General features: G+C 46.0%; 15 protein-coding genes. 9 read left to right on the top strand and 6 right to left on the bottom strand.

The window, feature by feature from the left end; genetic code table 11:
- Window positions 1-97: 97 nt before the first annotated feature.
- Entirely contained in the window at window positions 98-997 is a 900-nt protein-coding gene (locus ACWJAO_RS08390) for an Rpn family recombination-promoting nuclease/putative transposase (protein WP_449139923.1), read from the bottom strand.
- 909 nt (window positions 998-1,906) lie between these two features.
- Here ACWJAO_RS08390 and ACWJAO_RS08385 point away from each other — a divergent pair.
- The 7 genes from ACWJAO_RS08385 to ACWJAO_RS08355 all read left to right on the top strand — a co-directional run bounded on the left by ACWJAO_RS08385 (window position 1,907) and on the right by ACWJAO_RS08355 (window position 14,019).
- Window positions 1,907-2,440, top strand: a complete 534-nt coding sequence (locus ACWJAO_RS08385) for a DUF3575 domain-containing protein (protein ID WP_449139922.1) — start codon at window positions 1,907-1,909, stop codon at window positions 2,438-2,440.
- Window positions 2,441-2,472: 32 nt separating this feature from the next.
- On the top strand, window positions 2,473-3,852 hold the full coding sequence (locus ACWJAO_RS08380; protein WP_449139921.1) for a hypothetical protein: 1,380 nt from the start codon (window positions 2,473-2,475) through the stop codon (window positions 3,850-3,852).
- A 10-nt stretch (window positions 3,853-3,862) separates the two neighbouring features.
- Window positions 3,863-4,768: a hypothetical protein gene (locus ACWJAO_RS08375; protein ID WP_449139920.1), complete on the top strand. Its 906-nt coding sequence runs from the start codon at window positions 3,863-3,865 to the stop codon at window positions 4,766-4,768.
- Between the two features lie 46 nt (window positions 4,769-4,814).
- On the top strand, window positions 4,815-6,152 hold the full coding sequence (locus ACWJAO_RS08370; protein WP_449139919.1) for a hypothetical protein: 1,338 nt from the start codon (window positions 4,815-4,817) through the stop codon (window positions 6,150-6,152).
- Window positions 6,153-6,308: 156 nt separating this feature from the next.
- Window positions 6,309-7,589, top strand: a complete 1,281-nt coding sequence (locus tag ACWJAO_RS08365) for a hypothetical protein (RefSeq protein WP_449139918.1) — start codon at window positions 6,309-6,311, stop codon at window positions 7,587-7,589.
- Window positions 7,590-7,623: 34 nt separating this feature from the next.
- Complete coding sequence (locus tag ACWJAO_RS08360) at window positions 7,624-9,108, top strand: hypothetical protein (RefSeq protein WP_449139917.1); 1,485 nt, start codon at window positions 7,624-7,626, stop codon at window positions 9,106-9,108.
- Between the two features lie 51 nt (window positions 9,109-9,159).
- Window positions 9,160-14,019 (top strand): hypothetical protein, encoded by a 4,860-nt coding sequence (locus tag ACWJAO_RS08355; protein ID WP_449139916.1) that lies wholly within the window; start codon window positions 9,160-9,162, stop codon window positions 14,017-14,019.
- 298 nt (window positions 14,020-14,317) lie between these two features.
- Here ACWJAO_RS08355 and ACWJAO_RS08350 read toward each other — a convergent pair whose 3' ends face one another.
- The 3 genes from ACWJAO_RS08350 to ACWJAO_RS08340 are packed head-to-tail and all read right to left on the bottom strand — an operon-like array spanning window position 14,318 to window position 15,471.
- Window positions 14,318-14,746, bottom strand: a complete 429-nt coding sequence (locus tag ACWJAO_RS08350) for an N-acetylmuramoyl-L-alanine amidase (protein ID WP_118253922.1) — start codon at window positions 14,744-14,746, stop codon at window positions 14,318-14,320.
- A gap of 10 nt (window positions 14,747-14,756) precedes the next feature.
- On the bottom strand, window positions 14,757-14,861 hold the full coding sequence (locus tag ACWJAO_RS08345) for a smalltalk protein (protein ID WP_181977238.1): 105 nt from the start codon (window positions 14,859-14,861) through the stop codon (window positions 14,757-14,759).
- A 25-nt stretch (window positions 14,862-14,886) separates the two neighbouring features.
- Window positions 14,887-15,471 (bottom strand): HU family DNA-binding protein, encoded by a 585-nt coding sequence (locus tag ACWJAO_RS08340; RefSeq protein ID WP_449139915.1) that lies wholly within the window; start codon window positions 15,469-15,471, stop codon window positions 14,887-14,889.
- 1,093 nt (window positions 15,472-16,564) lie between these two features.
- Between ACWJAO_RS08340 and ACWJAO_RS08335 the strand changes: the two genes are divergently transcribed.
- Both ACWJAO_RS08335 and ACWJAO_RS08330 read left to right on the top strand, forming a co-directional pair.
- A complete protein-coding gene (locus tag ACWJAO_RS08335) occupies window positions 16,565-17,686 on the top strand; it encodes a replication initiation protein (RefSeq protein ID WP_449139914.1) in 1,122 nt (373 codons plus the stop codon).
- 14 nt (window positions 17,687-17,700) lie between these two features.
- Window positions 17,701-17,928, top strand: a complete 228-nt coding sequence (locus ACWJAO_RS08330; protein WP_337502371.1) for a DUF4248 domain-containing protein — start codon at window positions 17,701-17,703, stop codon at window positions 17,926-17,928.
- Between the two features lie 95 nt (window positions 17,929-18,023).
- Here the strand turns inward: ACWJAO_RS08330 and ACWJAO_RS08325 are convergent, their stop codons facing one another.
- Entirely contained in the window at window positions 18,024-19,598 is a 1,575-nt protein-coding gene (locus ACWJAO_RS08325) for an AAA family ATPase (RefSeq protein ID WP_449139913.1), read from the bottom strand.
- 219 nt (window positions 19,599-19,817) lie between these two features.
- Complete coding sequence (gene xylE / locus ACWJAO_RS08320) at window positions 19,818-21,269, bottom strand: D-xylose transporter XylE (RefSeq protein ID WP_449139912.1); 1,452 nt, start codon at window positions 21,267-21,269, stop codon at window positions 19,818-19,820.
- Window positions 21,270-21,508 lie beyond the last annotated feature (239 nt).

The following is a 21,508-nucleotide window of genomic DNA, read 5'->3' as shown; positions in this document are numbered from 1 at the left end:
AAAGCGACAAGGATCTATATACCACGATTAACAGGTGGCGTATAGACCCTTGATTATATGGAGATATTCGTAATCTACATCTCCGCTATTATATTTTTTATGAATTGCTCAGATTCTTAATGATTTCCAAAGGTAGCTGGGTAGCCTTGGCAACTTGTTCAGCAGGAAGTCCCATTGCCAGCAAACGTTGTGCTGTTTCTGTGTTGGCCTCATGTTTGCCTTCTTCTCTGCCTTCTTCTCTGCCTTCTTCTCTGCCTTGCTTCATGCCCTTTTCCATTCCTTTCTGGTATCTGTCATCCAGGAGGGTTCTTTCAACACTTACGGAATCCCAAAATTTGTCGTAGGCACGGAGTTCGGCATCTGTAAAGCCGGAAATCTCCAGCTCTTCTACGGCTTTTCCAATCTCCGGGTCATTGAGCAGGTCGGAAGGAATCTCCTTCGTGTTGGAATTGATTTCCGTGAGGAAACGGAGCCACAAGACCATCATGCGCTTATCGGCAATGGAATGAGGTGTGAACTTCGGGAGCTCAATGAAGGTGAAATGTAAGCCTTTAATTACCTTGCTGCTGTCCTTATCATGCACGATGCGATAGTTGTGGATGAAATCCGGAGTATCATGCGCAAAGATATCATTCACAAGATTCAAGGAATATACGGGTTGCAACTCACTGTATTTTCCTCCCTTTTTAGCCTGACTCACATAGAGCTTGGATGCATTGAACAATACTCGCTGCTGGAAAGCGTCAGACCATTCCATCTGCATTTCTACGCAGAACTTTCTGCCTCTGGCATCTTTGCAGAGTACGTCCACAATGGTATTCTTACCCCCTTCGAGTTGGGGCACAAGTTCTGTTGGCAAATACTCGATCTCGTGTATCTGCTCTTCTTCGCTGAGTGGCAGGAGGGCGTTCAGAAGGCTGATCAGTCTTTTAGGATGATTGCCAAATATCTTCTTGAACGTGAGGTCTGCCTTAGGGTCTAAGTACTTCATAACCATCTGTTTTAAAATTCGCTACCGCAAAGTTACGATTTTATTTTCAAACCTGCAAGAGATTTCCGGGAAAAGTTTCAGAAATTAACATCATTATTGGTCAAATAATACTAAAGAGGGGGTGTCATTATTCATCGGAATACGCAGCCTAATGGCCGAAAGGCCAAATCCGTTTAAAATCCGTGCGTAATCCGTGAAGCAAGAATGTTCCGTTAACTCAGCGTAATCCGATGAAGAAAATCGATGAAAAAACGACAAAGAAAAAGGACGCATCCGGATTGGATGCGCCCTAACTTGTTAAATAAAATCGGAGGGATTCTGCTCATGAAAAGCCCTCTTAATGGAAGAGAATCAGGAAGCATCCAGGAGGTACTCACTCATGCCATGGGGTATTTTCGTTCTTACATTGTCTTTTATTGTCATTTACTGAGTCCACTTTACAAAATCACAAATCATATTTTTGCCTTTGTAACTTATTGATAATTAATAGTATGTTTTTGTAAAAAATGACTTTTTCTAGTGGGCTCAGTTAACAATCGCTGTAAGTGGACATTAGTGATCTAATACATACAATTCGAGCGGTAAAAGCCACTTTCTCTACCGCCATCTGATAAGTAGGTTCACTACCTACTGCTGCAGTGATAACATCCGGCCCATATCCACTCGTCATTTCCATTTAACTAATATTTAACCAAAAATACGTTTAACAATATTAAAACATTGTAAAACGGGGGGGGTATTTTATAGTAACTACAAAATTATATACCTTTGCAATCAGAAATTAGTCTCCAAGTAATATAAGGGGATTAGTTTACCTATGTTGAGGACCATTTGATAAGTCATAATATGTTTATATTGGTTAACAACAAAGCAACAGTAATTTTCTGGACAAATAATTAATATAGTAAGTGATAAATGAAAAGGAAAGCAGTTTTGCTGTTTATTATTTTGGGAATTAAAACAGTAGGTTATTCACAAGATTTCGCCCTGAAGACGAACGGACTCTACTGGGCGACAACCACCCTCAATATGGGCGTGGAGAAGGCAATCAGCAACCAGGTAACCCTGGAAGCAGATGTAGCATACAACCCCTGGACATTCAGGGAAGGCAAGAAGATGCACCTTCTTTTGGTGCAGCCAGAAATGAAATACTGGCTGTGCGAAAAGTACGAAGGACATTTCGTTGGTATCCACCTGCATGGTGCTCAATTCTACGGAGGTTTTGGCAGCAAGCTCTACGATGGCTACTTGGCTGGCGGAGGCGTAACATACGGTTACGACTGGATTCTATCCCCTCACTGGAACCTGGAGGCAGCCATCGGTGTGGGATACGCCCACCTCTGGTACAAGCAAAGTCCTAACTTGCCCTGCATCAAGTGCCAGGAAAAGAAGAACGATAACTATATCGGTCCTACCAAGGCTGCACTATCATTAGTCTATATCTTTTAAAAAAAATGCATCATTTAATCACAAAGAATATTATGAATGATAGAATGAAACTCAATATTGTATATCTGGCTATTACTGGTGTAGCCATGGCTCTTCTGATGGCTATGTCTTCATGCAGCAACCAGAACATAGTAAGTGATAAAAAGATTACATGTACTCCCGATTCCTTTATGCTCCTGCCAGATAGCGGCAATCAGGCTGCACTCAACCTTCAGGTTCATATCCCGAAGCATTATTTCTCGAAGAGAAGCCGTCTCTTCGTAATACCCGTATTGACAGACAGCGACAGCATAGTGGCTAAATACAAGCCTATAGTGCTGGATGCACCTATCTACAGAAGGAAGATGGAACGTAAATGGGTACTCGACAGCATTGCTGACCCATACGATTCTATTGCACAGAGAGTTACGAACACCAAAGTGGATTTATCCGTGCTCTATAACGACACCATCACCCTGCCTGCAAACTTCCATAAGGGAAGCCTCGTGGCAGTGGCTTCTGCCGACGGATGCGGCGAATGCCGTACCATCAGCTATACCAAGATGGCCGATGTGTTCCGTCCGGAAATCAAGAAGCAACTGCACCTCAACTGGATGATGCATACCTTCGAGATCAAGCCGAAGATAAGAGAAGGAAAGGGCGTGGCACGACTTGAGTTTGCTATCAATAAATATGATATCAATCCCAAGATGAGCAACAACCAGGCTGAGCTCGACCACATGTTGAGCGATATAGCTCCAGTGCTCAGCGATAGCCTCGCTACCCTCACTTCTTTGGGCATCTATGCTCTGGCGTCAGCCGACGGCCCGCTGAAGGTTAACACCCCACTTTCCCGCAACCGTGCCAACTCAGCCCTGAAGTGGCTGCTTGCGCACATAGAGAATGGCGACAAGGTGAAGAAGATAGCCCGTATCGGTTCACGCCCTGAAGGATGGCAGCCAGTATTGAATGCAATGGTGGCCGACGGCGATGCCGACAGCACGATGTTGAAGAACATCCTGACCCGCTATGCCAACTTCAACGATGATGTGCAGGAGCGCTATATCCGCCGCCTGCCTATCTGGAACAGCATCAAGAAGAAGTATCTGCAGAAGAGCCGTAGCGTGGAATACACCTACACATACATCATCAAGAACTTCACCACCGATGAAGAAATGCTGCAGATGTACGAGCTCCGCCCAGATGCCTTCAGCGAAGATGAGTTCCTGCATGTGGCACAGATTGCAGAGAGTGCAGAAAAGCAGAAGCAGGTATATGAGACGACTTTGAAATATTACCCTATGTCGAAGATTGCTGCCAACAATCTTGCCATCCTACTCGAGAACGAAGGCAAGGTTGATGTGGCTGAAGAGATATTGAACCGCCAGAAGGCTGAAGAGACTCTGATCAGCCAGAAGGCACTCACAGAATAAATAACAGCGTATGACAAGATTAAAAGTTATCATATATAGCATGGCACTGGCTATGTCATTCACCTCGTGCGTTCGTGAAGATCTGGACCAATGTCCTCCTCTGCGTATCAACATCGAGGTGAAAGACAAGAATTATTTCAATGTCGACCAGACTGCACCCGATGAGAAACGGGATGAGAATCAGTCTTTTAGATCATTTGTTCCGTCTCTTTCCTATCGTCTGAGCCGACTCAACGACGACGGCACTCAGCAGGTTGTCGTAGAAGAAAAAGGTTTCGGAGTAGAGGGTGATGGATTAACTTATCCTGTAAGCTTCGACCCCGACATGCCTTTCGGGAAATACGTCTTTACGGTATGGGGAGGTATGAAGAAGCGAGGCGAACTCAATCTGGATAAAAACGAGCTGTTGTTACATCCAGAACACAGTCAGGGCGATGATGTTTATCAGGTTTGCGATACCCTCGTCTATGATGAAAACCATTATTGCTATACCAGCGAGATGGAGCGCACCAAGGGAAAACTGGTTATATGGACAGAGAATCTTCCTGCCGGGTATCAACTGATGGATACTGAAGTAAGCCAGCTCTATGGAATAGTAAATCCAAGTTTCCAGTATTCTGAAGAGACCAGCGTCTTTCATGAATCGGAAATTGAAGCTGGCGCCAAGACCAAGACCTCTATTTTCCTGGCTCCTTCTTTCCAGAAGCATGAGTCAGTGGTGGATGTCAATTTCTATAAGAATCGTGGCGAAGGCAGCAATTCATCTGTGTTGTCACCTGATGACGTGAAGGTAAGCATGGAGCGCAATAAGATTACGGTGCTGAAATATGTGTACGATTCCGACCGCAATCGCTTCACCATCTATATGAAGGTGAACGACAACTGGGAGGAAATTCACGGTATGATATTGGATTGATAATTAATATAACTCAATTTTTTAATTTATTTTTATGAAAAAAGGAATGTTTTTTGCGCTTGCAGCAAGCAGTTTATTGCTCGGCGCATGTAGCAGTGATGACGCTGTGGTTAATACCACTGCGCAGAACGAGGCAGTACAGCAGATTGTATTGCAGGTAGCAAGTAGCGGTGATGGCTTGAGCACACGTGCCGGCCGCCCATTGTATTCTTCACAGGCTTTGCAGACTATCCAGAATGTTTGCATCGTAATTTACGATGATGCAACAAAGGCTATTGTCAAAAAAACAAAGTTGAACTGGAAAGATAGTAAAACGTATGACAATCATGGACGCCAGCTTACTCTTACTTACAAGGGTAATGATAGACTGGAGGAAGGTAACTACAAGGTTATGGCTGTAGGTTACAGCGATAACAGTGACTACAACTATTCTTTGGATGTAACAAGTGCAGATGCCCTTAGTGGTACTTACAATGACATTACTGCAACCTTGAAGGCAGGCAAAAAAGATGCAGAGGAGGTATTCGCAGGTGATGCAGATCTTAAAATCGGAGTTGATAAGAATATTACCAACTTTACTTCTGGTGAGAAGAATGGCGTAGCAGTAACCTTGCATCGTCAGGTAGCTGGTAGCTTCGGTTATTTCCAAAACATTCCTGCAAGTGTGAATGGCAAAGCTGCCGCAACCCTTCGTCTCGTAGTAAGAGGTAAGAATGATAAGTTGACTTTCAACAACTTCAACAGCTCATTCACAACAACTGGCAACACTATCAAGCATTACGTTAATGGTTCTACATCAACAGGTGAAGCACTTGCTACAACAGATAAGTTCTTTAACGGCGACAACGGTTATGTGCTCTACACTATCAATTTGAAGACATGGTTCCCTCAACTTGATGAAAACGGTGATGGTGTGCTGAATGCTCAAGATTCCCACTGGAATCGCCCTGATGATGTAAAGACTCAGGTTGTGAAGGGTTCTGTATTCGGAAGCAACTTCGTTATTCCATTTGATTTAACTAGCGGCAAGAGCACCATGGAGCTTCAGCTCTTGGATGATGCTGGCAATATCATCAAGCACTGGACCGTTTCTATCCCAGCAGCAGATGTAAATAATGATACCACAAATGGAAATGTTGCAGACGAAAGTCCTTCTATCTTCAACGTGGTTCGCAACCACATGTACAACTTGGGTGTGAAGACTTCAAATGGCACAAAAACTGATCCAGATCCAAGTAATCCAAATCCAGATCCAAATCCAAATCCAAAACCAAATCCAGATCCAGGTAAAGACGAGCCAGAAGACTTGACCAAATCTCAGAACCTCATCTTGAAGGTGAACGACAACTGGGAGGTTATCCACAAACTGGAGCTGGGTGAATAATCTTACTACGTGCTCATAATATAGGCAGTATTAAGAAAATATATCCAAGGGATGCGAAGAGCCAGCTATAGGCTCTCGCATCCCTTACAATCCCAACATCACGATATTTATTTATCATTTTATACTCAATTCCCTTTCAAAATCGAATAGACGAATATGAAGAGAATATCTATAAAAAACAGTATATATATATCCCTTGCCGCCAGTCTCCTAATGAGCTGCAGCGCAAGCAATGATGCGCCTGATACCCTCGCCGACGGCTCGCATGCCGTAAAGTTGGAAATGAGAGTGGGCGTAAGCGCAGGCGTTGTTACCGACTCACGGGAACTTGATACATGGGATGGAGCACAGCAGGTGAATGATATGAGAATCTACGTCTTCAGATGCCCCGCAGAAAAGAAGGGCACCTCAGAAGAAGCATATACCTATTACGCCCCTGTTGAAACGGAAGCTGGCCAGAAAGGTTACTATACCGTTGACGCATTCAACAATACAACACCCAAATCTGCCGAGCAGCATCTATACACCATCAAACCCTATCTGCAGAACGGCTACTACTACCAGTTTCTAGCCATAGGAAGAGATGACAAATACGCAACAACGAAAGTACTTACAGAACCAAACTTCACTCCAAACGAAACGAAACTGGAGGACGCAAGAATCGCCCTCACCGAGCAGGCAAAAAACAGCGCCCAAAACGGTATCCTCAATACCACTGAGCTGTTTTCTGGCATCCTGCAAGACGAGAAGACACAAAAGGAAGACCCCGTACTCGTAACGGAAGAGACGAAATACTTCCACCGCACGCTGACCGCCAGCCGTAACGTGGCTGGTCTGATGATTTACGTAGAAAACATCCCGGCAAAGGTGGAGTCGAATGCAGCAGGAGACGGGAGCACCGTTACCTTCAAGCCCACCTCTCTATCCATCGTAGCCACCGGCATCACCACCGAAACGCTGATTAGGCAGAAGCAGGCACCAGCAGATGCTGAACCGTTGACTTATCAGACGTTGGGCACCATCGACCTCACCTCCTCAAACGGATGGAGCGTAGATGCTACAGAGAACATATTCAAGCGAGCTGCAGACTCCCATAAAGGATGGAAGGAAAACAGCTACATGATAAGCAACTTCATGATGCCTACACCAGAGGAAAAAATGCAGAAAAGCAAGAACTCAGCCAAGAACGAGACCACCTTCTATCTGCATTACACGGATGGCACGCACCACAGGTACGACAACATCAGGAAGTCTACAACCAATGGCGATAAGTTCAAGTTCCCTATCGAGGCAAACCACCTGTATTGTCTGGGAGCCAAGAGCAAGACCGTGAACCAGCCATACGACCTGAAGGAGTATTACGAGCCAGTGATGACCGAAGTGAACATTGAGATAGAACCAGCCTTCGAAAAAAGACATGAATTTGAAACAGAATAAACGTTACAAAACAGCATAAAAACGGAAATAGAATATGCAGAAATCAAGATTTAGCATCTGTAAGATAAGCTCCATCAGGATGAACGCCATCAGGATGAACGCCATCAGGACAGGCATGGCGGCAGGTTTTTGCTTCCTCCTCGCACTAGCCGCGGGATGCAGCAGCGATGCCGATCTGCCACCCTATCCAGATGACAGCAATGGAGATGCAGGCATGAATCAGCCTTCGGAAAACGAAGATGAGATTACGACTGTTCCCTTCACCATCACTCTGGGCGGATTAAGCGGCAGCGATGGCAATGCCAAGCAAGATGGCAGAAACACCCGTGTAGCCCCTCCTGGTGCAGGATCCTCTTCCTCGTCGGGCACAACAGGCGAGGACAACGGATATGCCGAGACCGACAACGTCAATGCCGTAAGGCTGATAGCTTTTCGCCGAAGAGTTCAGAACAATGGAGAAAATACTGCAACCTATGATGCCGCAGCCAACGATATCCAGGGCTTCGAGTACGACCCTACCAACGACAGGGTGATTAACGGAAAGCCCACGTTAGAAGACGGCAAGAAAGACGACTATCTTTCGGGAACCCACAAGCACTATGTGGTAAAGGGCACCTTCGGCATCAGCAGGGGCTACGAATATCGCATCATTGCCCTCGCTTACAATAGCCAGGAGAAATCGCCCTATCCGCAGTATGAGGAAAACAATGTGGTTACCACGAACATGCTCAATTTAACAAAAAATACTACATTTCAGGAGTTCAATGCCACGTTTGCGAGCTACCTGGTTAATGATAAGGACAAAACCGACACCCCCAACAACTGGCTTGGCTATCTAAAAAAAATATACAGACCTCTAGGTTTCCTATCAGATCTGTATAATGTAGATTGCTTGAGCCGCCAGCTCATCACGGTGCCGCAGCTCTTCTATGGCACCCTCTACCAGAAGGGAGATGCCACCCAAAATCCAATCATCTCTTCGGCTGATTACCAGAAGGAAAATCTGGGAAACAAAAACCCTACGCCGCTTGTAGGAACACTCTATAGAGGCATGGCAGAAGTAGAGGTTCATATCACTTCTGCCGCCCATTACAGCAATAGAGTGGAGACGCAATGGTATTGCCTGCTTGCCGACAACGTGTTTACCCAGATGCCTCTTACCAGCTACGACGGTTTTAAGCAGGGCAGTGAACCTATCAAGAAATATTCAACAACGGGAGGCACCTATACTGCCATCGCCTATGCCCGCTTCCCAGGTGTAGGCAAGGAAGTGGTGCTCAAGGCATTTGTGCTGCCAGGCAAGACCCATCTTGCCGTGAGAATGGGCTTCGATGCCAAACCTTACGCCCTCAACTCTCAGGTGAAGGCGAAGGATATGATGTCTTCAGAAGCAGCCACGGGCGTCATCGTGGTAGATGGAGTCAGCAACCTCTTCTATCTGAGGCGAAATCATAAATATGTCTTCACATACACTGATCAAAGGAAACTTACAGACGACAAAAACCGTCTGCTCAATTAAGATCAAGAGAATTATCAAGACGTTATGCTATGTTTTAAAATCAAACAGACAATGAAACTGCATTTTATATACAAAACTTTCATATCATTTTTGTTGGCATTCCTGATGGTTGTGCCCGCCTCTATCCAGGCGGCACAACCCAAGGATGACAACACCAGTCCCTATTTCGAGAGTACTGCCGTTAGAGACTCGTTCATGAACTGCAAGAAACCCATCTGGACCAACAACTGGGTTGATCTGCCAGCCGACAAGCAGCAGGACCATTTTGTGGAGTTCAACAAAGATCCCAAATATGGCAACATGACATTCCGTGAGCTGCGCAACCGCCGTGCCCTTACAGGCGATTCGTGCACCATTAACAAACTGATTGGTGTGGTAGGCGTAGGCAGCTGGACCAAGAATCTGGGTGCCCTTACCGACGATTCACTCGACAACTATGCACAGGTGAACTCCGTGGTACGAGCAGGGGTAACCGTAGACCCGATAGTAAGTGTAAAAGATATGGACAATTACTATTCCAAGGGAACGGTGGCAGGCTTTACCATCGTGGCTGGTTCGGGTAGCAGCGTGCTGAGCCTCGATGTAATCAAGGCATTCTCCATCGGATTCTATCGCGACGGCAAACTGAAGGGCGTAAAGGTGGTGAGAGAAGGACAGAATGGTTCGGGAGTAACGCTGAAGCTGCTCCAGATACCGGGTTCCAACAACATCTGCGCCATGCTGACGGCAGAAAGCGACTGGCTCTTCGATGAAATCTCTCTCGACTGCTCGGGCGGCATTCAGGCAGAAGTGGCGAATATTCTGAAAATCAAATATGCCTTCGTGGGCGAATCTACGGAGTTTACCATCACCGATGGAGGCATCAAAAAATACAATGAATATTCGGAGGGCGACAAGCAGGTGTCGCTCAAAGAGATGAAAGGCTGGCGCCCTGTTGCCCTCGGCATCCCCCTGCCTTTCCTTGACAACGATATAAAGAAGATGACAGATGATAATCTGGACAATTTCGCCACCATCGTTCCTCTTCTTAACGTGGGTTACCAGGGCGGAGCCAAGTTTATGATGCAGAACGACAAGACCCCGCAAGGCGAGGCATTCGAGGCGGGCATGGAGGCTGGCTTCAAATACAAGATGGATGCTGCGCTGAGCCTCAATGCGGGTACATGGATCAACGTGCTGCTCTTCGACCACAAGGGAAACAAGGTGCAGGAAGAGACGATTTCTGCACAGGTGCTCAATCTCTCGCTGGTGCAGATTGGCGACGGAACGGTGAGCATCAAGGCAAAGGTGCCGTTTTCGGGATGCGAAATCAGATTCCTCACGGTGCTCGGAGTAGACGTGGGCACCATTGGCATCCACTACGGATTCGTAAGAATGGCTCCAGATGTATCCCACCGGTGCCCCATCAACCCTACCATCAGCAGCAACATCTGCGGGTCGCAGACTTCGTTTACTCTCCGTTCCAATCCGGAAGTAAGCGTAACATGGAGTCTGGTGAATGCATGGGATTTGAAAAATAACGATATTCTTGCCACCACACCTGTAAAGGTTACCTCTGATGGTCAAGTTACCAATCTGGAACCTGGTAAATATACCTTCAGGGCCACGGCTCAGGACGGATGTTATGATGAAACCACCATTACCGTAGGTGGTTTCAATGATGGAAATACAACTTGCGGCAAACCACTTGTCAACAAACTGGGTGAAGATTTCTACGAGGTATCGCCTAAGATTCACGAATCATCCGGCTCGTTGCTTTCTATCTCTGAACTCAAGGATAGAGACAAAATTATCAAGGGTGAATATGATCAATATGCCGAATATATAGGTGGCTTGAGTCTTGCCGATAATCTCTGCATCATCGGAATTCACCGTAAGGATGGTCAACTGATATACGATGCTACCGACCGACACGAAGGTGAATCAGAGGCGGATGCCGTCAAGAGAGCTCAACCTAAGCGCATTGGTTTTGTGGTAGAGGCTGATGCTACAGTAATCAATTTGCATGCCCTGCAATTCCTGCAGATACGCTGCTATAACCAAGGCAAGGAAGTATATCGCCATCTGATAGATGAAAACAATGCGATTAGTGCAGATATCGCAGGTTCAGACAAGCTGCAAAAGATAAGATATTCTATCGAAGTTCCAGCCTACGACAGCAAAGGCAACCAGATTCAGATGGATGAGTTCCAACTCTGGAATTCGGGTGTACTCAATCTGGGCGGTTCTAAACTCCGTATCTACTATGCTTTCATCGAGGAGGCTGCCGATGACTGTTCTTCGCCACTTGCATGTGGCAGTCTGGTGATGTCGCATAATCATTCACATACTACCATCAATGCTGATGAAACTAAGTTTGGTGGAGTGGTGAGTGTGGCTACTGTAGATGATAACTTAGGTTATCTGGTGGATGACGACTTGAATACCTATATGGCTGTTGCCAATACGGTAAGTGTGGGAGTAGGTCAAACATTCGCTGTAAAGATGGGTAGAACCCTCGACTATCATCATCAGTTGGGAATTGTCATTGACAACAAGACTTTCCTGGCAGCCGTAAAAGTAGGAAACTGGCTAACGTTAGAAACCTTCAAAGACGGTAATTCTACGGGAGATAAATTTACCGACTGGAAGGTGATTTCCGCTGATGTAGCGGGTTATGGCGATAAGAATATCCTCTTCCTTCAGCCAAAGAAAGCGTATGACGAGGTGCGATTAACTTTAGCCAATATTGTAGGCGCATTGGATGTGCAGAAATTATACGGACTCGTGACACGTGGTGATATTGATAATGATGGTATACCTGACTGTAAGGACGAAAACTCGTGCGTAAATGGTGTAAAAGATATCGTTGTCAACAATGTATGCGTAGGAGATAAGATTGTCGTAACTGCTACCGGATTGCCCGGAACGAATTATTATCTTTCCTTCGACGACAAGAATGCAGGCAATAACGGACAGATGATTCTGGTGGAGTCAACATCAGACACCAAGAACAACATTAAATATTCTTATACCACCAAGAAGCCGGGCGAATATCAGCTCACCTTCTTCGACGGCAGCAGGACGCCACTCACATCGGTGGTATATCAGGTTCATCCGCTGCAGACACGCTGGCTTGCCACTGCCACCACCAATGAATGGAACAAATGGGACAACTGGAGCGACGGTTCGCCTTACTGCTGCACCAACGCCATCATCTCGTCGGATGCCGATAACTTCCCAGTGCTGGGCACGGCAGTGAAGCCAGCCGACTACTGCTGTAAGGACATCTTCTTCGAACCCCGTTCGGCGGTGGATAACGTGCCTTCGCTCAACTATCGCAAGGCATGGGTAGAACTGGAGCAGAAGCCGAACCATTACTATCTGCTGAGTGCGCCGCTCAAGCAGATGTACACGGGCGATATGTTCATGCCTGCCGACACCACGAAGGCGAAATACTTCGAGGAGCTGAACGAAGAAAACTGGAAGGAACAGCGCTTCAACCCGAGCATCTACCAGCGCCTCTGGGCGGCTGCGCATTCGGGTAAGATTTATTCGCTAGACAGCAAGGGAAATCCGGTTTTGAAGGATGATAAAACGCTCGCCGTGGAAGAGGTCACCTGGTCGCACAACTTCAATGCCGTGGCTAAGCCTTACGGCATGGGTGAAGGCTTCTCTATGTGGATAGACAACGGCAATCTGCCGGCTACCAATAAGTTCAGTATCCGCCTGCCTAAGGCGCATAAAGAATATAGTTACTTCGTGGATTACGATCAGGAGAAAGTGGCTAGTGAAACAGTGACGAAAGATGCAAATAAGATAAACCGCTTCATCTATGAATCGGATTCTCCGCAGGAGGGCGACTTGACGATGGAATATAAGTATCTGTCGGAAGGCAAGGAAGTGACGGAGAACCGCACGGTGTTCGTGGGGCAGAGCGAGTATCCGATTACGCTGAAATCGGATATTCCTACGCAGACCTTCGTGCTGGGCAACCCATTCATGAGCCGCCTGAATATCAAGAAATTTCTGGAGGTGAATGAGAACGTGAGCAGTGTGAAGTTGGAAGTAGAGAATGAATCGGGAGGCATGGAAGAGCAAACTGTAAGCAAGGTTGCTTCTACGGGCAACGCCACCACCATCGCCCCAATGCAGGCATTCTATGTTACCACAAATGATAAGCCGAGTACGCAAATCACCATGCTGCTCACCCCAGAAATGATTGGTGGAAGCAAGAAGGCTACTGAAGAAAGTAAACCTGCTGAAGCCAAGGGACTGAAAGTGTGTGTGGAAAGCCTGAAGACGCGAAGCAAATCAGCAGCTATGCTGGTGATGGAGAATTCAGAAACTGCTTATGATGTTTCTGACGGTTCTTCTTTCAAGAACTCTGTATTGGTTCCAACTCTTCTGGATAGTGAGGTGAAGTCACCTCTGAAGGTATTTGGTATTCAGCAGAGTCAGGCTTACGATATCCTTCCGATGACTGTCGCTACATCTTTAGGAATCTATCTGTCGCAAAAGGATAGCATCTGTATCGAGGTAAAACCTATTCAGGGTGTTGATATGAGCGGATATGTTCTCCATGATATGCTTTCGGATGCCGATTATTCACTCGATTCTCCACTCATTATTGCGGATGCCGAGACCTCGTTAGGCAGATTTGTTATCAGAAGCCGTTATGGAAGTACAGATGTGACATCTGCCGATACTGATCAGCGCATCAGTATTGTTCAGGAAGGTTCTTCTGTCCTCGTGCAATCTGCCTGCGGTCTGCTCAAGAGTGTTAAGGTCATAGACCTGAATGGCAGAATCATCAGCAGGATACAGGGAAATGGTTCAAGGTGTTTAAAGGCGAGCATAGCCACAGGCATTCAAATCATACACATAGAATTGACAGATGGTAGCAGTAAGGACTATAAGATGATTTTCTAAGTGAAATCAAATTACATCTTTTACTTATAATTATCCCTGCCAGCTTGTGAAAGCCGGCAGGGCTTTTATCAGAAATCACTCACATCCTTACGGTTTTATTTTCACATCTGCAAGAGTTTTCTGGAAAAAGTTTCTGAAAAAGTTAGAGAATGGTGAATGTTGAGAGGTAAATATTGAGTGTTGAATGAAAGAAATATGACGACAAAGGAAAAGGACGCATCCGGATTGGATGCGCCCTAACTTGTTAAATAAAATCGGAGGGATTCTGCTCTTGAAAAACCCTCTTAATGGAAGAGGATCAGGAAGCATCCAGCAGGTACTGGAGCTTCGTGGCATCAAAACACGGACAGGCTTTCTGAACGCCAGGCAGATCGCGATGACCCAAGATGGTACGGATGCCCGGAAAACGGTGGTGAAGATCTAGGATAAGATGCTTCATCGCCTCCTTCTGCTTAGGAGTGCGGGTGTCACTGATGCAGCCCGATGGCGAAAGACCACCCTCGTAACAGATGCCTATGCTGTGCGCATTGTAACCGAGGGCATGAGAGCCCATACGCTCTACCGGGCGACAGGCATGAACCACTCCATCCAACGTGATGTAGAAATGGTAGCCGATGTCAGTCCAGCCGTTGTTATGCACATGGTCGTAGCGCAGCATCTTCATCGTATAACGGTGATCGCAGCGGCTGCCGCTGCAATGCACCACTATCATATCGATGTCTCTCATAGGCATCACTCTAAAGTCCACCTGCCGAAACGCCCAACGCCCCGAGGAGAGCTGTCAGTACGGTTACTGCAAACTTGATAATCTCATTCCATTTCTGCTTGTTCTTTTCTGTCATAATCTATTCTGTTTTAAAAGGTTAATTATTCTAATCCGTCTCCAGTGTCACCGTTGCCGGTACTGCCTGTGCCACCAGTCTGCTCGCCTGAGGTGTTGCCGCCGCTGGTATTGTCTCCAGAAGAAGCATTGTCCTTGGCAGGCTTTTTCTTAGCCTCCTCGATGTCGAGGGTCTTGGCACCCTCCTTCTCAGCCTTGAGGGCAGCCTTCTGTACGGCACGTGATGCAACCTGCTCAAACTCCATACCTACGAAGATGTTGGCAAGATCGCTGCCCGGGATAAACTGGATGTTCACACCCTTGATATTGATGTCACTCTTGAATTCGGCAGCGGTTGCCGCACCCTCACTGGTAAGCTGGAGGCGGAACTTGCCCAACTCGCCGAAATCAATCTGGTTGCCTCGCTGCAACTCGATGACCATGTTCTCCTGCATACTGACCAGAACGGCTGTTACATCCGCATAGGATACAGTGGTCTGCATAGAGATCAACTTCGCGAACTTCTTGAGCGAAATGGAGTCTTTCATCTGAGCACGGGCGTAGAAAAGAGGAACTCCTGCTTTATCACCAAATTTTGACGCAAGCTTTACTAAACTGTAATTAATTGCCATAATACATAAAATTTTAAAATTGTGAATAATAATGTTGTGCACCGGTCTCTTCCCGAATGCTGATACAAAGATACAACATCGGCGGTGCCCCACTTGTCCACTTTGGTCCGATAAGTACCAGTTGTGCTCTATTTGGGTCAATTATGCATACTTTTGCACGCAAGCGTATGCTGCAGAATATTCAAGTGGCTCAGTTAACTTACTCAAGTGGCTCAATCAGATTACTCAAGTGGCTCAATCAGATTACTCAAGTGGCTCAATCAGCGAGTCCAGCCGTCTGAGTAAGCGAGTCCAGTCGTCTGCGTAAGCGAATCCAGCCGTCTGCGTAACCCAGTTCAGCCATATCCTTAACCCGACGCAGCCGCATCAGTTGGTAAATGGAAGTACATCGTTTGTTTACCTCATTTGGGTGGGCAATGACTACCAGAGAGAATTATCCTTTTTTGATGACTACCAGGGTCAATAATAGGTACCATCAGAGTCAATCATGTGCCTTCTAATATGCCCGAATGACTACCAGGGCGAATCTTAAAAATACAAGATACTGAATATCAGGTGGTTAGGTACTAATTTTTCTTCCCTACATTATACCAAGTATATTATATATATACATTCACATTTTTTACATTATACGTAATACGGGAAGAAAAAGATTTTTTTTTCAACAAATCAGCCACTAAAATGCATTTTTTCTCTTCAAAAATTTGCATAAGTCTGAAATAAATATTACTTTTGCATCATGAAAGCACGGAGAATGCATTTCTCCTCCCGATGAAGGACACCGGGATATGCTTTCGGTTAAGGATTAGAACATAGCTCATTGAGTAGGATTTTCTGCCCCGAAAGGTGAGTGATCAAATGATAATCCTTACAGGGCATTCTATGCCTGATAAATTTGATAATGATTTATCGGCATGGATGCGTAGTAAGGAGCATTTGAAAGTAAGAATGAACGGCAGAAAATCTACCCATGCGGATAGATCGTTTCATCTTATTTGTTCTTCTTACTCCAATTCCATGCCGGTTTTCAATAAACAACAACAAGGACTTGCCCCAATCGGTAGGCCAATAACGATTTTAACAGAAAACGGAAATGGAACAAGTAAATCAACAGCCTCCGGGCGGGCAGCAGTCCTTCCCTCAGACAAATCAACAAGAGAAACAACTGATAGCCATCCTTGGCGTACAGGGATTGTCTTACCAGAACTATTCGGTGGTAGAACTCAAAATCGTTCTACAGATTATCAAGCATGCCCAGAAAGCAATCTTGGGCTATGTAATCCCTTATCGATTAACTTCACAGACTTTTAATGGCTTCACCGCAGAACAGAGAGCAGCAGGCCACACCGATGTCATCATGAAACTATCGGAGTTTCCTTATGGTGCTCACCATTATCCGCAATTGCGCGATGCTATCCAGCGTATAGAATCGCAACCCATCCAGCTGCCGTTCAAGCAGGGCGACCAGACATACTACCGGAAATTTTCATGCCTGTTTAAGAGTGAGATATACCAAGACCGGCACAAAAACTGGATGGTAAAATTCCGCTTCGACAACAACGTGATACGGTTTTTCTACAATTATGACAAGGGAGTTAGCTATATCGATCTCAATGCCATCAACCAATGCCGCAGCGCATCGAGCATCAAGTTGTATCTCATCATGAACTGCTGGGCGGTAAAGGGATTCACCACCAGCAAAACGGCGCATATCCAGCAACTGATGCATGGCAGGGAAGATTATTACAAGACCTGGTCGGCACTGGACAGCAAATGTCTGACTTTCGCCTGCAAAGACCTCAAGCGCCTTTACCGGAACCGCATCATCGACCAGTATCTTACCTATAAGCCTTTCTTTCTGGAAGAGGGTGAAAAAGTGAAGCATCACCTGCCCGAACACATCACCTTTACCCTGCACGACCGTCGCACTTCAGGCGAAACTGCAGAGGGTGGAGAAGTGAGCAGCGAACTGAGAGGGCAGCGGAGCAAACTGAAACTCCGGCTGCAATGCAATTATGATGTAAACGAGAAGAAGGCTGAGCAGTTGAGCGGCTATCTCAGGTTAGATATGATTGGCGACCTGGAGGACTTCTTCCAGCGAAAGGATTATTACATAGCCAACTGCAGGCGTTCGAACAAGAAGATGAACACGGGTGGCTATATGACCACAGCCATGGTAGGTTTCTTTAAGGATCATGGTGTAGAAGGACTGTAAAAAATATAAAGCTTATGAATTATCCCCAACGTATGTACAGCAAGACCGAGCTGGGTCTGCTCTACTTTCCCGACACAACCGACGGGGCGACAGCGCGCCGTCATATCATGGAATGGATCAAGCGCTGTGTGCCTCTCTGGAACGAGCTGCAGCGCCTAGGCTACCAGAAGAGTAGCCAGTATTTCCCTCCCCGCCAGGTATCCACCATCTTCGAATATCTGGGCGAGCCGGGGGCGGAATAAGGAGTGTTGAATGTTGAGTGTTGAATGTTAAATGTTGAATGTTGAAGGGTCTATATGCCACGATAAACCGTGGCATATAGACCCTTCTTGCAATATTATACTTCCTTCCAATCAACCAGTCCCTTTCCCATATCATCCAGTTCTATGGCAAGGGCGATTACTTTTCTCTTATCAGCCTTGAAAGGTTCGGCATACTGCTTGGCTTTCATCTGCTCCGTGGCAGCATCAACGCCACCGTTGTTGCTCAGTTTCAATTCAAGCACATAGATAAAATTGGTGGTTTCTACCACCATATCAATCCTGCCTGTAGCAATCATCTTTTCTACTTCTACCCGGCAGCCGATGGCATTGAAGATGGTACTCAGAATCAGGCGGTAGCGCTCCTCCATATCCATGCTGGCAAGTTTCTTGTTGCTGTAGGGCACGTCAGCAATAAGCGCCTTCAGGCATTTCATGGCTTCAGGAAGATTGCCAAGCTTTAGGGAGTACAGCAACATATTCTGGGTTGATATTACTAGTGCATCTGATTGTAGTGTCAAGGCTGGCAATACAATCTTGTATAGAGCCTTTCGAACTTCATAGTTTGGAATGCCTAGCAAATAAATCCCATCCATATATCCCCTTATTGTAAGATAGCCCGACTGATAGAGGAACAGTTCCGCTCCGCCACCTGTTACGTCAGAAGTCTCCAGTGTATCGCTGTCTATCGGACAATTCTCAAAATCTTTCAGTCTCATTTCTATATTATCCACAAACTTAGGAAGTAGCGAGGTAGCGCCCGATGAAGCCCAGTAGTTCTTCAGTTTGGAATCAGCGAGTGCATTGACAAGACTGAATGGATTGAAGACATCAACCATATTTTCATGGCTGAAATGATAGCCATCATAATAAGCAGTCAGTTGTGCAACGGCTTCATCAAAAGTCCATCCCTTTCTTGTTGCCAACTTATTGATTTCCGGTTTGAAATCACGTAAAACTTCTTCCTTCGTGATACCGCAGATGGCTGCATATTCCGGCTCAAAGCTGATGTTACTCAGATTGTTGAGCACGGAGAAAAGAGAGATTTGCGTAAACTTGGTGATGCCGGTGATGAAGACAAACTTCTCATATTTATCCTGTGCTTTCAATACGGCAAATACTTCTTTATAGATAGCGGTACACGCTTTATGCAGCGGAGTTTTCCAGGAATGCTGCAATGGCGAGTCGTATTCGTCAATGAGAATGGCAACCTGCTGTCCGGTTTGGTTGTAAGCTGACTCAATGATGTTCTTGAATCTTACAGCAAGAGAACTGTCTGGGCGTAATGTAATTCCGTATTCCATTTCAAGGGAATGAAAAACATCGTCCAGATAGCTTCGTATGCTTTCCGGCTCTGCGCCAGCCTGGCTCATATCCAGCCTGATGACAGGTCGCTTCACCCATTCCGTTTCCATCTGCATGATCTTCAACCCCTCGAAGAGTTCCTTCTTGCCCATGAAGTAGGCTTCGAGCGTATCCACCAGCACAGATTTACCAAAGCGGCGTGGGCGGCTCAGGTAATTATATGTTTTATTTCTGTTGGCAAGTTGCCAGATGATATCTGTCTTGTCAACATAAAGGTATCCATCCTTTCTGATTTTCTCAAAAGACTGGATGCCTACCGGCAATATTCTATCATTTATCTCTACCATAATTCCTAATCTTTGGTTTCCAATTGCAAATTTACGATTATTTTTCGAAACCACCATACTTTTCTCATCTTTTTTGCACTTTCAAAAAAAGTACTTATAACTAACAGGTTTGGTACTCACTGTACTTCACGGAAAACAACAAGAGGGTGTGTCTTGGACTTTTGACACACCCTCTTCATTATATTGTGATACTTGTAATCTACATCTCTGCTTCAGAACTTAGCCTTTCTTCCAAAGCTTGGTCATATCCTCCAGCGTCTTACCCTTGGTCTCAGGAACGAGCTTCCATACAAAGAGGGCAGCAAGGATACAGATAACACCATACAGGCCATAGGTAAACCAATAACCCAAGCTGTTAGCCATCGGAACGAAAGAGGTAGAAACAATCCAATTGAAAATCCACTGGAAGGCTACGGCAATCGCTACGGCAGCACCACGAATCGTATTAGGGAATACCTCGGCGATAAGTACCCAGCAGATTGGGCCCCAAGAGAACATGAACGATGCTGTATAAACCATGATAGATACCATGCACAACAACTGCAGATGAGGATTACCGAAGGTGATGGCTACACCGATGGCACCCAATGCCATGCCCAGAGAACCGGTGATGAGCAAAGGCTTACGGCCCAACTTCTCTACCGTAAAGATTGCTACACAGGTGAAACCGAGGTTCACGATACCATTGAATACGGTCAATACCATCGGATTGTCAAAGCCCATTGCCTCATAGATACGAGGAGCATAATAGAGCACGGCATTGATACCTACAGCCTGCTGGAATACAGAAAGCATCACACCTACGAAGATACAGAGCACACCGTAAGTAAGCAGTTTCTCCTTCTTCTCAGTAACCGTATTCTTGATGTCATCCAAAATCTTCTTAGCCTCCTCAGCACCATTGATGCGAGCCAGGATACGCTCAGCCTTCGCATCCTGACCAACCATGGCAAGATAACGGGGAGTCTCCGGAACGAAGCAGATAAGCAGAGCAAACAAACCCGCAGGAACCATCTCAGAACCAAACATATAGCGCCATCCGGTTTCGATAGCCCAGGCAGCCTCGCCACCATTCAGAATCTGGTTCATACCGTTGCCCACACTCTGGATAGCAGGAGCAATATGATCGCCAAGAATGAAGAAGTTGACGAAATAAACCACCAGCTGACCGAAGATGATAGCAAACTGGTTCCAGCTGACCAACATACCACGGATGTTACTAGGCGCAATCTCACCGATATACATCGGGCACACAGCAGATGCCAGACCCACACCGATACCGCCAATCACACGGTAGAGGTTGAACACGATGAGAAGCGTAAGATTAGGTTCGCCCTTTGGCAACACCAAAGACTCCGGACACATAGATCCCCATGCAGAGATGAAGAACATCACACCCGCAAAGATCAGCGAACGCTTACGGCCCCAGTTAGAAGCCAGCACACCCGAAAGCGCCGAACCGATGATACAACCAATCAGGGCACTGGAAGAAGTGAATCCATGCCAGAAATCGGTATAGGTGAAATCCTCAGCACCCATGAAGAATGCCTGCAAACCCTTCTCGGCTCCCGAGATTACCGCGGTATCATAACCGAAAAGCAAGCCGCCCAAAACGGCTACCATCACAATTGAAATAAGATAGGCTCTTGAGCCCGTTTGTTTTTGTTCCATTATTCTTAGGTTTAAAATTTAATCAATTCAAGTTTCGCAAGTGAGGGAATTGACAGAAGTTAAAGAAGTTATCACTCCCTACGGTCGTTCGGGAAGTTAAGAGACAATAGTCTTCTAGCTTAAACTTAGGACATTTGTCCCTTAACTTCCCCTTAACTTCTCTAACTTCCCTTAACTTCCCCACATGCGAAAGTAGCATTTACCGGCAGGAAATCTCCTTTTTTCATGCCAAAAATCAA

It is taken from the genome of Segatella sp. (assembly GCF_977051555.1).
The sequence above is the reverse complement of the archived record's forward strand: the minus strand, read 5'-3'. Positions and strand labels throughout refer to the sequence as shown.